This window comes from Rhodococcus sp. PSBB066 (assembly GCF_017068255.1).
GTDB classification, from domain to species: domain Bacteria; phylum Actinomycetota; class Actinomycetes; order Mycobacteriales; family Mycobacteriaceae; genus Rhodococcus; species Rhodococcus aetherivorans.
This window is the reverse complement of sequence record NZ_CP070859.1, coordinates 856,007-870,509: the sequence shown is the minus strand read 5'-3', so window position 1 is coordinate 870,509 and position 14,503 is coordinate 856,007. Positions and strand designations below refer to the sequence as shown.

The window sequence follows — 14,503 nt, the reverse complement described above, 5'->3', positions numbered from 1 at the left end:
CCTGGAGCGCCGCTACAGCGGGCGATCGGATCCTCGATCCCGGTGTTCGTCGGCCGGCGCCTTCAGCAGCCGGTCCAGTTCGTTCCCGGCCTCGTCGTACCCGGCGTCGGAGATCCGTTGCAGCTCGCGCAGGTCGCCGGCCGCGGCCGCGCGCCGAGTGAGCAGGAACCCGGAGCGCACGGATCCCTCGTCCAACAGCTCGTTCAGCTCCCCAAGGTCACCGGCTGCGTCGGCGAGGTCGGCCAGCCGGTCCAGAGCGGTCTCGTTGCCCGCATCGGCCAGTTCGCGCAGGGTCTCCCGATCGAAGTTCGTGTTCGCCATGACTCCATCGTGCAACCCTGCCCATGGGGAAAGGTCAAGTGGGACGATGGCCGGGTGATCACCATCGGGCAGCTGGCCGGGTACGTGGGTGTGTCGATCAAGACCGTCCGCGTCTATCACGACAAGGGGCTGCTCCCCGAGCCGAACCGCGATGCGTCCGGCTACCGGCGGTACGGCGCGAACGACGCCATCGACCTGATCAAGATCCGGACGCTCGCCGAAGCCGGCGTCCCTCTGGCCCGTATCCGTGATCTGAGATCAGCGACCGGCGAGGAGTTCCAGCAGGCGCTGCGCGAGATCGACGACGAGCTCACCGCCCGCATCCGTGGCCTGCGGGCAACGCAAGGGCGCCTGCGCCAGCTCGCCGCCGGGCATCTGACACCGCTGCCCCCCGAGGTCGGTACCCATCTGGAGCGCCTGGATCGTTGGGGCTTCACGCCTCGATGGGTGGAGCTGCAACGCGACCTGTGGATCCTCGTGTTCGCCACCCACCCGGACCGCGCGATCGCACTGTTTCACGACCAAGCCGAGATCCTGGCCGACCCGGCGCTGCGGCAACTCTTCCTCGACTACGACCACGCGCACGACCTCGACGCCGACGATCCCCGCATCGACGACCTCGCCCGCCGGATCACCGGGGCGACCCGGGAACGCTACGGCAGGGACGAACTACCGGAGCTGGATGAAGCCTCCGATATCGCCGCACTCATCCAGGGCGCGGTCAACGCCTCGTCCCCGGCATGGCAGCGACTCGACACGCTCATCCGCACAGAACTGGACCCGTGAGTCGACGTTGCGGACAACGGTGAATCCGTCGGCGGTCGCCGCGTAACGACAGGGCAAACGTCGCAGGATGCGGTGCTCGTGGAAAGTGCTGCTGCACAAGCTGATCTGCGTTCTCGCTGGTTCTCTGTGCCAGGGTGGGTGTGGCTCGCAGAAGTAGACGGGTATGCCGGTGTCGGCGGTGAATTCGTGGTGACGGGCGGAGATGTCCGACAGATCGCTATAGGCTCGCACCTGGCTTTCCGAAGCCAGTGGTACGTCTCCAGCTACGAGAGGACCATGATGGGCTACATCGCCGTCGGCACCGAGAACTCCACCCCGATCGAGCTCTACTACGAGGACCACGGTTCCGGGCAACCGGTGGTACTCATCCACGGCTATCCGCTGAGCGGCACGTCGTGGGAGAAGCAGACCGCCGCATTGCTCGAGGCCGGCTACCGCGTCATCACCTACGACCGTCGGGGCTTCGGACGCTCGAGCAAACCGACGATCGGCTACGACTACGACACCTTCGCCGCGGACCTCCACACCGTCCTGTCCACCCTCGATCTGCGGGACGTGGTTCTCGTCGGCTTCTCCATGGGCACCGGTGAGGTCGGCCGCTATCTGGGGACTCACGGCTCGCAGCGGGTGGCGAAGGCGGCCTTCCTCGGCTCCCTCGAACCGTTCCTGCTGCGCACCGACGACAATCCGACCGGTGTACCCCGGGAGGTCTTCGACGGACTGCGGGCCGCGGTAGAGGCGGATCGGTACGCCTTCTTCACCGACTTCTTCCGGAACTTCTTCAACACCGACGACTACCTCGGCACCCGGCTGAGCGAGGAGGCTCTGCGAGCCAGCTGGCAGGTGGCCGCGGGGGCCTCACCGTACGCGTCGGTCGCCGCCCAGCCCACCTGGCTCACCGACTTCCGCGAGGACATCCCGAAGATCGACGTGCCGGCACTGATCGTCCACGGCACCGCCGACAACATCCTGCCCATCGACGCCACCGCTCGGGAGTTCGCCAAGCGCCTGCCCGCCGCCGACTACGTCGAGATCGAAGGCGCCCCGCACGGGCTGTTGTGGACGCACGGCGAAGAGGTCAACGCGGCCCTGCTCGAGTTCCTCGCCAAGTAGAACGCCGTGCGGGGCTGCGCCGGCCGGTGCAGCCCCGCACGGCGCTCATCGGTCCGGCTCGAAGCGTGCGCCGAATCGCATCGCCGGCGGGGCGAGCCGGCTGATCCACTGCCGGGCCTTCGCTTCCGGCATCACGGTGACCAGGGCTCGGTTGTGCCGCACCGCGGCGACGATCGCCTCACCGACCTTCTGCGGTGGGTAGCTTCGGGTGCGATACAGCGCCGTGACCCGCTCGCGGAGCTTGCGCTGCTCCCGGACGCCGAGTCCCACCATCTCGGCGCTGGGAACCAGGTTGGTGCCCACCAGCCCCGGACAGATCGCGCTCACGCCGATCCCGTGGCCCATCAGTTCCGCCCGCAGGCAGTCCGTGAACATCAGTACCGCGGCCTTGCTCGTCGAGTAGGCGACGAGGCTTTTCTGTGGGGTGAACGCGGCCGCCGACGCGACGTTCACGATGTGCCCGCCGGTGCCGCGCTCGAGCATCTGGTCCCCGAACGCCCGGCACCCGTACACCACACCCCAGAAGTTGACGTCCATGACGTGCTCGAACGTCTCCTGCGGTGTGCCGGTGAAGGTGCCGATCACGGCGATGCCGGCGTTGTTGACGAGCACGTCCGGCACGCCGTGCTGGGAGCGGACCGTCGCGGCGAATCGCCGCACCTGCTCCTCGTCGGCGACATCGAGTTCGTACGCGTGCGCGCCACCACCGTACACCGCTCGGGAGCCACCGGCCTGGGGGTCGGGCGTGTTGAGCATCTCGGCGGTCTCGCGGGCGGTGTCGAGGTTGCGGTCGGCGACCACGACGATCGCCCCCACGTCGGAGAAGGCCCGGGCCGTCGCACGGCCGATGCCGCTGCCCGCCCCGGTGACCACGGCGAGCGTCCCGGTCAGGTCGTGCAGGCGCTGATGTACCACTGTCCCTGCGCGCCATCGGCGCATCTCCGCGATCCGCGATCCCATGGGTTACATCTTCCTCGCCCGGGCCGCTCGTGCACGGCAAGCGCGCGCGGTACCGTCGAGAGATGACGGAACTGCGCGTGGTGGCGACCATTCCGGCGAAGCCCGGGTCGGAGGATGCGGTGCGCGGCGTGCTGGTGGCGCTGGCGGCCGCGAGTCGCGACGAAAACGGCTGCGTCTCGTACGAGTTGTTCGAATCCGCCTCGGCGCCCGGCACGTTCGTCACGGTCGAGGTCTGGACGGGTCAGGAGGCGTTCGATGCGCACATGACCTCCCGGCACATCACGTCCGCCTTGGCGACCGTGGGGGAGCAGCTCGCGGCCGCCCCGGTGATCCATCCGCTCACGGTCGTGGCGTAGCGGCTCGACCGGTCCGAACTCACCCGTTCTCGACGTCGGTGGACGGGCCCTCCTCGGTGGCGCCGCCTTCCCCGGACCACTCGGCGGGGTCGGACAGGACGTCGTCGTCGGCGCCCGGGGTTCCGCTGTCGGTGTCGGCGGTTGCCCGGTCACCGTCGCCGTCGGGTCTGGTCATGTCGCCTCCTGTGGCAATCGTGTCGGGCCGGGCCGTTCGGGCCCCGGCCCGTATGCGTTCGGTGTACCCGTTCGGCACGCGAGTACGCCTGCCGGTGCCGCACCGGAACGCGGCCGATGCGGCACCGGGCCGGTTCGCGGCCGGGGTCCTACAGCGAGTGCTTGCCCTCCGGAGCAGGCGGGACGATCGGCGCGCCCGCGGCGGGGGAAGTGACGGCGGGCCCACCCCCGGCGGCGCCGGGCGCCGTGTTGCCGCCACCCGGGAGGTGGGCCTTCTCCGCGGCCTTCTTCGCCAGGTCGCCGGCCTTCTCCTGCACCTGCGGTGCCTTCTCCTGCACGGTCGCCCTCGCTTCGGTGACCTTCTGCTGCACGGCAGGCTTGTTCCACAGTTGCGCGGACTGATCCCGCATCTTCTCGTAGGTGTCGCGCCCGGCTCTGGTGCCCAGCACGAAGCCCACGGCGGCGCCGGCGGCGAAGGTCAGAACTCTCATCATGGCAATCTCCTGCTCGTCGAATCTCGGTCGTGAGGCCCGGCATCGTCGACGCCGGCCAGCGGTCGCCCCCGACGGATACTCACCGCCCGGTCGGCTGCGCCCTCGCGGAGCCCGCGTCGTCGCGGCTCCGCCCACCCCGTACCGATACCCGGATCCGGTCCGCTTCACACCGGTCGCGACGAACTACCGGCATCCGTCCGGATTCAGACGCGGAGCATGTCGCGCACATGCCCGGTCTCGTTGACCGATGCGGCCCGCCGGGCGCCGTTACGGGAGACGAGGATGCGGGTCACCGACGTGTACTCGATGGGGAACATCAGCGGCCGGTCGAGCCCGAGCAGATCCTGGAGCAGAACGTTGATGACGCCCCCGTGGGCGAACACGGCGACGGTGTCCCCGTGGTCGCAGGTGTCGACGATGTGCTGCGTGGCGGCGAGAACGCGGGTGCGGAATTCCTCCGCATCCACGAAATCGGGCAGCTGACCGGCGCGGATGCGCGCCACGGCATCCGGCGCGAGTTCCTGCGCGACGTGGAACGGGATGTAGTGGTCGAGGTGGTAGTCGTACTCCGCCAGGCCCTCGAGCTGCGTGATCGGTAGTCCCCGGATCTCGGCGAGCGGCGCCGCGGTCTCGAGGGCGCGGCGCTGCGGACTGCTGAACAGCCGCGCGATGCGGTAGGGCTCGAGCGCGGTGGGCAGCCGCGCGGCCTGTGCGTGGCCCTCGTCGGTCAGCGACGGGTCGGCGCGTCCCTCGCTGACCCGCGCGAGCTCGGGTAGGGCGTGACGAATAAGGAGAAGCTGCACGTCACCACGATCCCACGGCGACCGAACGCGCGCTCGGTCGACCCGGTGTTTCACGTGAAACCGGGGCCTCAGCGTCGAGCGCGCGGCTTGGCGAGGGGGAACGCGAGGGACTCGCGGATGCTGCCGCCGGTGACCAGCATGACGATCCGGTCCACGCCCATGCCGAGGCCGCCCGTGGGCGGCATGGCGTGCTCGAGTGCCTGCAGGAAGTCCTCGTCGAGCTCCATGGCCTCCTCGTCGCCGCCCGCGGCGAGCAGCGACTGCTCGGTGAGCCGGGCACGCTGATCGATCGGGTCGGTCAGCTCGCTGTAGGCCGTCCCCAGCTCGATGCCCCACGCGACGAGGTCCCACTTGGCGGCGACGAGCGATTTCGTCGGGTGCGGGCGCGTGAGCGGGGAGACCGATGTGGGGAAGTCGGTGTAGAAGGTGGGGAACTCGGTGCGGGATTCGACGAGATGCTCGTACATCTCCTGCGCCGTCGCGCCGGCGTCCCACTCGGGGTTGTACGGGATCTCGTGCTCGTCGCACAGCCGGCGCAACTCCTCGACGGGGGTCTGCGCGTCGATCTCGGTGCCGAGTGCCTCCGAGACCGCCCCGTGGAACGTCTTCACCGGCCACTCGCCGGAGATGTCGATCTCGACGGGCCGCCCGTCGGGGCCGGGCCGGACGATCACCTCGCGTCCGTGGGCCGCGACGGCCGCGGCCTGGATCAACTCGCGCGCCAGCACCCGCATGACCTCGTAGTTCGCGTGTGCCTCGTAGGCCTCGAGGATCGTGAACTCCGGGTTGTGCTTGAAATCCGCGCCCTCGTTGCGGAACACCCGGCCGATCTCGAAGACCCGTTCCATACCCGCCACGCACAGGCGCTTGAGGTACAGCTCGGGTGCGATCCGCAGGTACAGGTCCAGGTCGTAGGCGTTGATGTGGGTGGTGAACGGTGCGGCGTTGGCGCCACCGTGCACGGGCTGCAGGATCGGTGTCTCCACCTCGAGGTAGCCGCGGGCCTGCAGCTGCTCGCGCAGCGACCGCACCACCGCGCTGCGAGCCGTGAGCAACCGGCGCGCGGTGCGGTTGATCGCGAGGTCCACGTACCGTTGGCGTACCCGCGCCTCGGGATCGGTCAGGCCCCGCCACTTGTCGGGCAGCGGGTGCAGGCACTTGCCGTCCAGCCGCCAGTCCTCCGCAAGCACCGAGAGCTCGCCGCTGCGGCTGCGGCCCGTCACCCCGCTCACCTCGACGAGGTCGCCGAGGTCGAACACGAAGCGGCGGCCGCCGACGCGGCCGCGGTCGACGAGGATCTGCACGTCACCCGACCAGTCCCGCAGCACCGCGAACAGCACGCCGCCGAAGTCCCGGAGCCGCAGGATGCGGCCGGCGATCCGCACCGCGGTGCCCTCGGGTGCGGCGACGGCCGTCGCGGCGGTGTGCGACGGGGGGTTCGCCACCGGGTACGGGTCCACGCCCGACTCCACGAGCCGCTCGAGCTTCGTCATCCGCACCCGCACCTGCTCCGGCCGCCGGGGACCGGTGCGCGACTCCGGCGCCGGCTCGACGTCGGGGGCGGCACCGTCGTCGTGCAGGGTTCCGGACTCGACGAGCGCCGGGGGAGCGGACGTCTGCGTCCCGGTGTGGCGGCGGGCGCTTCGTTCCCGGCCGAAGCTGGGCAGCGTGAGGAAGCCTTCGGCGATCGCCGACGCGATCCCGACCCGGGGCAGCACCCTGTTGTCCGCGAAGCACAGGAACCGCGGCGCCCACTCGGGCTGGTACTTCACGTTCGACCGGTACAGCGCCTCGAGCTGCCACCAGCGGGAGAAGAACACGAGCACCGAACGCCACAGCCGCAGCACCGGACCGGCGCCGATCCGTGCGCCCTCCTCGAACACCGAGCGGAACACCGCGAAGTTCAACGAGATCCGCGTGATCCCGAACTCGCCGCCGTGGGCGGCGAGCTCCGACACCATCATCTCCACGACACCGTTGGGCGCCTGCGGGTTCCGGCGCATCAGATCGAGCGACACGCCGTCGGCCCCCCACGGCACCAGCGACAGGATCGCCACCACCTCGTCGTGGGACATCGCCTCCACGAGCAGGCAGTTCCCGTCGAGCGGGTCGCCGAGACGCCCGAGGGCCATCGAGAATCCGCGCTCGGTCTCGGTGTCCCGCCATTCGTCCGCGCACCGCATCGCCAGTGTCATCTCCGCCTCGGGGACGTCCCGATGCCGGCGGATGCGCACCGTCACCCCCTGCTTGTGGGCACGCGAGACGGCCTGGCGCACGGGCCGCATCTCCCGGCCGGAGAGCGAGAATCCGGCGGTGTGGAGGATGGCCTCGTCGCCGAGTTGCAGTACCGACAGACCGGCCCGGCGGTAGGCGGTGGCGCCGGCCTCGCTCGCACCCATCACGGCCGGCGCCCAGCCGTAACCCCGAGCGAGCGCGAGCCACTCGTCGATCGCGTGCGGCCACGCCTCCGGATTGCCGACGGGGTCACCGCTGGCGAGGCACACCCCGACCTCCACGCGGTAGGTCACCGCGGCCTTACCGCTGGGCGCGAAGACGACCGCCTTGTCGCGGCGGGTCGCGAAGTAGCCCAGCGAATCGTCGCCGCCACGCTCGAGCAGGCCCCGGATCGCGGATTCGTCGCTCCCGGTCAGTGCGTTGGTCGCCCGCTGCGACCGGAACAGCACGATCACCGCCGCGATCAGCGCCAGCGCCCCCAGCAGGCCGAGCAGGGTGTTGACGAATCCGTGTGGGCGCCCGCTGAACTGGTCGTTGTCGAGCAGGGACAGGGCGGTCACCCGGTTGACCGCCCACAGCAACCGCTCGTCGGACGGCAGGGTGCCGGGGAACAGTTCCACGAGCCCCCACCCGATCAGGGTGCCGACGGCGAGCCCGGCGACGAGGACGCCCAGCGATTTCCACACCGCCCCGCGACGAACCCGCGTGTAGAACTCCGGATACGCCGCGAGCAGGAGCCCGACCGTCGCGACCTGCAGCACCAGACCGATCGCCGCGTCGATGCTGCGGTCCGACACCGCCACGAACCCGTTGTAGATCGCGAATCCGGCCAGGTACACCGTGAGGATCCACCACGCGATCCGCTTGCGGCTCGCCAGTGCCGCCGCGAGCAGGCCGAGCACCAGCGCGTACGACAGGCTGGTGTCGGGCGCGTCGAACAGGTACGTGTCCACGTATTCCCGTGGCGTATGGACGAAGTAGCGCAAGGTGGGGGAGATCGACCACAGCGCCACCGCGACGGCGAAGATCCCGAGGGTCAGGCCCACCACGTGCGGGACCGAGTTCAGGCGGCCGCGGGGCCGGGCAGGCAGGTGGGGGTGCGCCGCAGGTGCCGCAGCAACGTCCGCTGACATGCGTCGACGGTAGCGCCGCCCGGGACGTCGTGCTGCTCGGAACCGGGATTTGGTTACGAATCCGTCGTGCCGGACGTCCGGCGGCGCTGCTCGGACCGCCCCGCTTCGTCCCGCGCGAGTGGCTTCACGGTTCGAAGCGGTATCCCATTCCCGGTTCGGTGAGCAGGTGGCGAGGGTGCGCAGGATCGGGTTCGAGTTTGCGGCGCAGCTGCGTGAGATACACCCGCAGGTAATGGGTCTGGGTCGTGTAGGACGGCCCCCACACCTCTTCGAGCAGTTCCCGTTGGCCGACGAGCTTGCCGCGGTTGCGCACCAGCATCTCGAGCATCCCCCACTCGGTGGGGGTCAGGTGCACCGGTGCGCCGTCGCGGGTGACCTTCTTCGCGACGAGGTCGACGGTGAAGTCATCGGCGTCGATCGTCGGTTCGGTCGTGTCCGAGGTGGTGCCGGCCCGGCGGACCGCGGCGCGGATGCGGGCGAGGAACTCCTCCATCCCGAACGGCTTCGTGACGTAGTCGTCGGCTCCGGTATCGAGGGCGGCCACCTTGTCGAGGGCGTCGGTGCGTGCCGAGAGGACGATGACGGGGGCCGTGCACCAGCCGCGCAGCCCGGCGAGCACTTCGATCCCGTCGAGGTCGGGCAGGCCCAGGTCGAGGACGATCACATCGGGATGCTGCTGGGCGGCGGCACGGAGGGCGGAGCGTCCGTCGCCGGCGGTGATCACCTCGTACCCGCGTGCGGCGAGGTTGATGCGCAACGCACGCAGGATCTGTGGTTCGTCGTCGACGACGAGGATGCGGGTCATCGCGGCACCCTGGCCGGCGCGGCGGCGAGCTCGACCACCATGGTGGTCCCGCCACCGGGTGTTTCGGTGGCGGTGACGGTCCCGCCCATCGCTTCGGCGAATCCGCGGGCGACGGTCAACCCGAGCCCCGCCCCGCGGCTGCTGCGGTGGTCCCCGGCGCGGGGAAAGGCGGCGAAGACGTTGCCGGTGTCGCCGGGTGCGAGTCCGGGACCGCAGTCCGCGATGGTGACGGTGGTGCGGTCACCGGAGGTGCCGGCGCCGACGCGGATCGGACCGGTGGGTGCGTAGCGCAGGGCATTGTCGAGAAGATTGGCCAGGACCCGTTCGAGCAGCCCGCTGTCCGCAGCGACCACGGTGTCGTCGACGTCGACCTCGATGCGTTCGCGAACGTTGCGGGCGGTGTCCGAACCGCCGCTCGAAAGCGTGACCATGGCCCGGTGCACCACCTCGTCGAGGTAGACCGGCTGCAGGACGGGCGTGATCACCCCGGCCGCGAGCCGGGAGGAGTCGAGTAGGTTCGACACCAGGCCGGTGAGCTGGTCGGTGGATTCCTCGATGGTCGCGAGCAGCTCCGCGGTGTCCTCGGGGGAGAACTCGACATCGGTGCTGCGCAGGCTCGACACCGCGGCCTTGACGGCAGCGAGCGGGGTGCGCAGGTCGTGGCTCACCGCCGACAGCAACAGCCGCCGCAGGCGGTCGGTCTCGGCCAGGGCCGACGCCTGGGCGGCCTCGGCGGCGAGTTCCTGCTGCCGGACCAGTCCGGCGGCCTGTCCGGCCACCGCGGTGAGGATCCGGCGGTCGCGGGCGCGCAGCTGCGGACCACCGAGCAGGAGGGCGTACGCGCTGTCGTCGACCTCGCAGACGGTGTCGGCGGCCTGCATCGACGTCGGTGGCGCCGACCCGGCCGTCCCCAGGACCTGTGCCGGCTCCCGGTCGGTGCGGACGAGGCTGACGCCGTGCTGGGCGTAGGTTTCCCGGACCTTCTCGAGCAGCCGGGGCAGGTCCGCACCCCGCAGGACCGCGCCGGCGAACAGCGCGAGCAGTTCGGCCTCCTGGGACGCGAGCCGGGCCTCGCGGGCCCGGGCCGCGGCGGCATCGACCAGTGCGGCGACCGCCACGGCGACGACGAGCAGCACCACGGTGGTGACGAAATTGGCCGGCTCGGCGATGGTGAAGCTGTAGCGCGGCTCGGTGAAGAAGAAGTTCAACAGCAGGGCCGACAGCAGGGCCGCGACGATGGCCGGACCGATTCCGCCGAACAGCGCGACGGCGAGCACGACGACGAAATACAGCGTGTGCTGGCCCTCGAAGCCCGTGAAGTGGTCGATCAGCGCCATCACGCCGGTGGCGACGACGGGGATGACGAACGCAGCGATCCAGGACTGCAGTCGCCGCTCGTGGCGGCCCAGCAACGCCATCCTCGGCCCACGGGCGGTGTGCTCGTGGGTCACCATGTGCACGTCGATCTTGCCGGAGTCGCGGACGACCGCCGCCCCGATGCCCTCGTCGAGGATGCGTGCCCACCGCGGGCGCCGGGACGTGCCGAGCACCAGCTGGGTGGCGTTCACCTCCCGCGCGAAGTCGAGCAGCGTGGTGGGCACGTCGTCGCCGACGACGCTGTGCAGGCTTGCCCCCAGGCTCGCCGCCAGAGTCCGGACCTTCCCCATCTGCGGCGCCGAGACGCCGGTGAGCCCGTCGCCGCGGACGACGTGCACGACCATCAGTTCCGCACTCGCCTTGGCGGCGATGCGGCTGGCCCGGCGCACCAACGTCTCCGATTCGGGCCCACCGGTGACGGCGACGACGACCCGCTCGCGGGCCTCCCAGGTGTCGGTGATGGCGTGTTCGCCGCGGTACTTGGCGAGCGCGAGGTCGACCTGGTCGGCGAGCCAGAGCAGGGCGATCTCGCGCAGGGCGGTCAGGTTGCCCTCCCGAAAGTAGTTGCGCAGCGCGGCATCGACCTTCTCGGGCGCATACACGTTCCCGTGCGCCAGGCGCCGCTGCAGGGCCTGCGGGGTGATGTCCACCAGCTCCACCTGGTCGGCGCGGCGCACGACGTCGTCGGGGACGGTCTCGCGCTGCACCACGCCGGTGATCTGTTCGACCACGTCGTTGAGGGACTCGAGATGCTGGATGTTCACCGTCGACAGCACGTCGATTCCCGCGTCGAGCAGTTCCTCGACGTCCTGCCACCGTTTCGCGTGGCGGCTGCCGGGAACGTTGGTGTGGGCGAGCTCGTCGACCAGGGCGACGGCCGGCCGGCGGGCCAGCACGGCATCGAGGTCCAGTTCCTCGAACACCGCGTCCCGGTAGCCGATCCGTCGGGGCGGGACGGTCTCCAGGCCGGCCAGTTGTTCGGCGGTGCGGGCACGACCGTGCGTGTTCACGATCGCCACCACCACGTCACCGCCCCGGGCGATCCGCCGATGGGCCTCGCCCAGCATGGCGAACGTCTTGCCCGCGCCGGGGGCGGCACCGAGGTAGATCCGCAGCCGCCCCCGGCGCGACGCCTCGGGGGCGGCGGTGCGTGCAGTACCGGTCACGACGCCATCATCCACCCGAGGGGACCCCGTCGCAGTCGGGTGCGGTCAGTCCCAGCGCCACGTTCAGCTCGGGCACGTTCACTCGTTCGGCGCCGAGGAACCCGAGTTGCCGGCCCTCGGTGTGCGCGGCGACCAGCTCCCGGACCCGCTGCTCGGGGATGCCGGTGACCCGCGCCACCCGCGGCACCTGCACCGCGGCGTAGGCCGGGGAGATGTGGGGATCGACGCCGGAGCCGGACCCGGTGACCGCATCGACCGGAATCTCCTGCGGCGGCACCTGCTCGCGCGCGGCGATCACGGCACGCCGTTCGTCGACGAAGGCGGCCAGCACCTCGCTGCTCGGGCCCTGGTTGGACGGCAGCGCGGCGGCCGGGTCGCCCGGCGCAAAGGCGTCTGCGTCGGCGACCGAGCCGACGACCCGAGTGTGGAAGAACGGATCGGGCTCGCCGGGCGCGACCTGCGGGTCGACGCCGATCAGCCGGCTGCCGACGACGCAACCGTTCGTGTCGGTCAGTGGCGAGCCCTCGGCGCTCGCCGAACCGAGCCGTCCCACCGCCCACACCGCCGCCGGATAGGCCACTCCGACGATCACGGTCAGTGCGACCAGCATCAGCAGGCCGGCTCGCGCCTGCCGCATCAACCCTGCGAAGAAGTTACCGAATCCCATCAGTGTCACCCGATTCCCAGACGCACCACGAGGTCGATCAGCCAGATCCCGACGAACGGGGTGATCACCCCGCCGAGGCCGTAGACGAGCAGATTCCGCCCCAGCAGCGACGACGCGTTCGCCGGCCGGTACCGCACACCCTTCAGGGCCAGCGGTATCAGCGCCACGATCACGAGGGCATTGAAGATCACCGCCGACAGGATCGCGCTCTGCGGGGTGGCCAGTCCCATGATGTTCAGCCCCGCCAGTTGTGGGTAGATCCCGCTGAACAACGCGGGCAGGATCGCGAAGTACTTCGCGAGATCGTTCGCCAGCGAGAAGGTGGTCAGTGCCCCGCGCGTGATGAGCAGCTGCTTGCCGATCTCGACCACCTCGATCAGCTTCGTCGGATCGGAGTCGAGGTCGACCATGTTCCCCGCCTCCTTGGCCGCGGAGGTGCCGGTGTTCATCGCCACCCCCACGTCGGCCTGGGCGAGGGCGGGCGCGTCGTTGGTACCGTCACCTGTCATCGCGACCAGCCGTCCGCCCTGCTGTTCCGAGCGGATCAGCGCCAGCTTGTCCTCGGGGGTCGCCTCGGCCAGGAAGTCGTCGACCCCCGCCTCGGCTGCGATCGCCTTCGCGGTGAGGGGGTTGTCCCCGGTGATCATCACCGTGCGGATGCCCATCGCCCGCAGCTGGGCGAATCGCTGTGCCATGCCGGGCTTGACGACATCGGACAGCTCGACGACGCCGACCACCGATGCGCCGCGATCGTCGGATCGGGCCACCACGAGCGGTGTTCCGCCGCCGCGGGCGATGTCGTCGACGACGGTGCTCACCGCCTCGGGGATCCGTCCGCCCTGCTCGGCCACCCAGCGGGTCACCGCGTCGGCGGCGCCCTTCCGGATGCGGACCGGGATGCCGGCGTCTCCGGCGGTGTCGAGGCCGCTCATCCGGGTGTGCGCGGTGAATGCGACGAACTCGGCGGAGCGCTCGGCGCCCGACGGGCTCGGATCGAGGTGGAACCGCTCGGCGCACAACTCGACGATGCTGCGCCCCTCGGGGGTTCCGTCGGACAGGCTCGACAGTCTTGCCGCAGAAGCCATTTCGAGATCCGTGACGCCGGGAGCGGGGTGCAGTGCGGTGGCGCGCCGGTTGCCGTAGGTGATGGTGCCGGTCTTGTCCAACAGCAGGGTGTCGATGTCCCCGGCCGCCTCGACGGCACGACCGGACATGGCCAGCACATTGCGCTGCACCAGCCGGTCCATCCCGGCGATGCCGATCGCGGAGAGCAGGGCACCGATCGTGGTGGGAATCAGGCATACCAGCAGCGCGATCAGCTCGACCGGTCCCTGCTCGGCGCCGGCGTACGCACTCATCGGACCGATCGCGACGACCGCGAGCAGGAACACGATCGTCAACGCCGCGAGAAGGATGTTCAGGGCGATCTCGTTGGGGGTCTTCTGCCGGGCGGCCCCTTCGACGAGAGCGATCATCCGGTCCACGAAGGTCTGCCCGGGTGGTGCGGTGATCCGCACGACGATGCGGTCGGAGAGCACGGTGGTGCCGCCGGTGACGGCGCATCGGTCGCCACCCGACTCGCGGATCACCGGCGCCGATTCTCCGGTGATCGCCGACTCGTCGACCGTGGCGATGCCCTCGATCACGTCGCCGTCACCGGGGATCGTCTGACCGGTCTCCACCACGACGAGATCGCCCACGCGCAGCTCGGTGGCCGATACGGATTCCTCGGCGGCCGGACCGGTGAGGCGACGGGCTGTCGTGTCCTGCTTGACCTTTCGCAGGCTCGCCGCCTGCGCCTTGCCGCGCCCCTCGGCGACCGACTCGGCGAGGTTGGCGAACAGCACGGTGAACCACAGCCACGCCGCGATCGACCACGCGAACAGCGTGGGTTCGACGATCGCCGCGACGGTGGCGACCGCCGATCCGACCAGCACGACGAACATCACCGGATTCCGCGCCACATGCCGGGGATCGAGCTTGCGGATCGCTCCCGGCAGGGCCTCTGCCAGCTGACGGGGGCTGAACACGCCCCCGCCGACACGATGCGGGTGGGAGGTGATGGTCTCCCGGTGGGAATGAAGGTCGATGGTCACCGAAGTATCTCCGTGAT

13 protein-coding genes are annotated in these 14,503 nt (G+C 70.4%); 3 read left to right on the top strand and 10 right to left on the bottom strand.

The features are described from left to right. Positions 1 to 12: 12 nt before the first annotated feature. Complete coding sequence (locus tag JYA75_RS04065; RefSeq protein WP_185713379.1) at positions 13 to 321, bottom strand: hypothetical protein; 309 nt, start codon at positions 319 to 321, stop codon at positions 13 to 15. A gap of 9 nt (positions 322 to 330) precedes the next feature. Between JYA75_RS04065 and JYA75_RS04060 the strand changes: the two genes are divergently transcribed. Both JYA75_RS04060 and JYA75_RS04055 read left to right on the top strand, forming a co-directional pair. Continuing rightward, on the top strand, positions 331 to 1,107 hold the full coding sequence (locus JYA75_RS04060; RefSeq protein ID WP_338109677.1) for a MerR family transcriptional regulator: 777 nt from the start codon (positions 331 to 333) through the stop codon (positions 1,105 to 1,107). Between the two features lie 279 nt (positions 1,108 to 1,386). Then, the gene (locus JYA75_RS04055) at positions 1,387 to 2,220 is read left to right on the top strand and encodes an alpha/beta hydrolase (RefSeq protein ID WP_029546831.1); all 834 of its coding nucleotides are present in this window, start codon (positions 1,387 to 1,389) and stop codon (positions 2,218 to 2,220) included. 45 nt (positions 2,221 to 2,265) lie between these two features. On the opposite strand, the gene JYA75_RS04050 is transcribed toward JYA75_RS04055, so the two are convergent. After that, the gene (locus JYA75_RS04050; protein ID WP_006942155.1) at positions 2,266 to 3,180 is read right to left on the bottom strand and encodes an SDR family NAD(P)-dependent oxidoreductase; all 915 of its coding nucleotides are present in this window, start codon (positions 3,178 to 3,180) and stop codon (positions 2,266 to 2,268) included. 62 nt (positions 3,181 to 3,242) lie between these two features. On the opposite strand from JYA75_RS04050, the gene JYA75_RS04045 reads away from it, so the two are divergent. Beyond that, positions 3,243 to 3,536, top strand: coding sequence for a putative quinol monooxygenase (locus JYA75_RS04045; RefSeq protein WP_102799439.1), 294 nt, complete (start codon positions 3,243 to 3,245; stop codon positions 3,534 to 3,536). A 19-nt stretch (positions 3,537 to 3,555) separates the two neighbouring features. On the opposite strand, the gene JYA75_RS04040 is transcribed toward JYA75_RS04045, so the two are convergent. The 8 genes from JYA75_RS04040 to kdpB all read right to left on the bottom strand — a co-directional run bounded on the left by JYA75_RS04040 (position 3,556) and on the right by kdpB (position 14,480). Further along, entirely contained in the window at positions 3,556 to 3,711 is a 156-nt protein-coding gene (locus JYA75_RS04040) for a hypothetical protein (RefSeq protein WP_185713380.1), read from the bottom strand. A gap of 148 nt (positions 3,712 to 3,859) precedes the next feature. Then, entirely contained in the window at positions 3,860 to 4,204 is a 345-nt protein-coding gene (locus JYA75_RS04035) for a YtxH domain-containing protein (RefSeq protein WP_029546834.1), read from the bottom strand. Between the two features lie 203 nt (positions 4,205 to 4,407). After that, the gene (locus JYA75_RS04030) at positions 4,408 to 5,007 is read right to left on the bottom strand and encodes a histidine phosphatase family protein (RefSeq protein ID WP_006942144.1); all 600 of its coding nucleotides are present in this window, start codon (positions 5,005 to 5,007) and stop codon (positions 4,408 to 4,410) included. Positions 5,008 to 5,075: 68 nt separating this feature from the next. Further along, positions 5,076 to 8,375 carry a bifunctional lysylphosphatidylglycerol synthetase/lysine--tRNA ligase LysX gene (gene lysX, locus JYA75_RS04025; protein ID WP_185713381.1) on the bottom strand — a complete coding sequence of 1,100 codons (3,300 nt, stop codon included), beginning with the start codon at positions 8,373 to 8,375 and terminating at the stop codon, positions 5,076 to 5,078. Positions 8,376 to 8,499: 124 nt separating this feature from the next. Continuing rightward, a complete protein-coding gene (locus JYA75_RS04020) occupies positions 8,500 to 9,180 on the bottom strand; it encodes a response regulator (protein ID WP_006942141.1) in 681 nt (226 codons plus the stop codon). Further along, positions 9,177 to 11,723 (bottom strand): sensor histidine kinase KdpD, encoded by a 2,547-nt coding sequence (locus tag JYA75_RS04015; protein WP_050034278.1) that lies wholly within the window; start codon positions 11,721 to 11,723, stop codon positions 9,177 to 9,179. Before JYA75_RS04015 ends, JYA75_RS04020 begins: the two co-directional genes overlap by 4 nt. A gap of 7 nt (positions 11,724 to 11,730) precedes the next feature. Next, complete coding sequence (locus JYA75_RS04010) at positions 11,731 to 12,390, bottom strand: potassium-transporting ATPase subunit C (protein ID WP_044476248.1); 660 nt, start codon at positions 12,388 to 12,390, stop codon at positions 11,731 to 11,733. Positions 12,391 to 12,395: 5 nt separating this feature from the next. Further along, positions 12,396 to 14,480, bottom strand: coding sequence for a potassium-transporting ATPase subunit KdpB (gene kdpB / locus JYA75_RS04005; protein WP_239010594.1), 2,085 nt, complete (start codon positions 14,478 to 14,480; stop codon positions 12,396 to 12,398). Between the last annotated feature and the right edge of the window lie 23 nt (positions 14,481 to 14,503).

Bases quoted from the DNA above. Each gene is read 5' to 3' on its own strand.
- JYA75_RS04065 (WP_185713379.1), bottom strand. From the start codon at position 321: ATGGCGAACACGAACTTCGATCGGGAGACCCTGCGCGAACTGGCCGAT.
- JYA75_RS04045 (WP_102799439.1), top strand. From the start codon at position 3,243: ATGACGGAACTGCGCGTGGTGGCGACCATTCCGGCGAAGCCCGGGTCG.
- lysX (WP_185713381.1), bottom strand. From the start codon at position 8,375: ATGTCAGCGGACGTTGCTGCGGCACCTGCGGCGCACCCCCACCTGCCT.
- JYA75_RS04055 (WP_029546831.1), top strand. From the start codon at position 1,387: ATGGGCTACATCGCCGTCGGCACCGAGAACTCCACCCCGATCGAGCTC.
- JYA75_RS04020 (WP_006942141.1), bottom strand. From the start codon at position 9,180: ATGACCCGCATCCTCGTCGTCGACGACGAACCACAGATCCTGCGTGCG.
- JYA75_RS04035 (WP_029546834.1), bottom strand. From the start codon at position 4,204: ATGATGAGAGTTCTGACCTTCGCCGCCGGCGCCGCCGTGGGCTTCGTG.
- JYA75_RS04050 (WP_006942155.1), bottom strand. From the start codon at position 3,180: ATGGGATCGCGGATCGCGGAGATGCGCCGATGGCGCGCAGGGACAGTG.
- JYA75_RS04040 (WP_185713380.1), bottom strand. From the start codon at position 3,711: ATGACCAGACCCGACGGCGACGGTGACCGGGCAACCGCCGACACCGAC.
- JYA75_RS04010 (WP_044476248.1), bottom strand. From the start codon at position 12,390: ATGGGATTCGGTAACTTCTTCGCAGGGTTGATGCGGCAGGCGCGAGCC.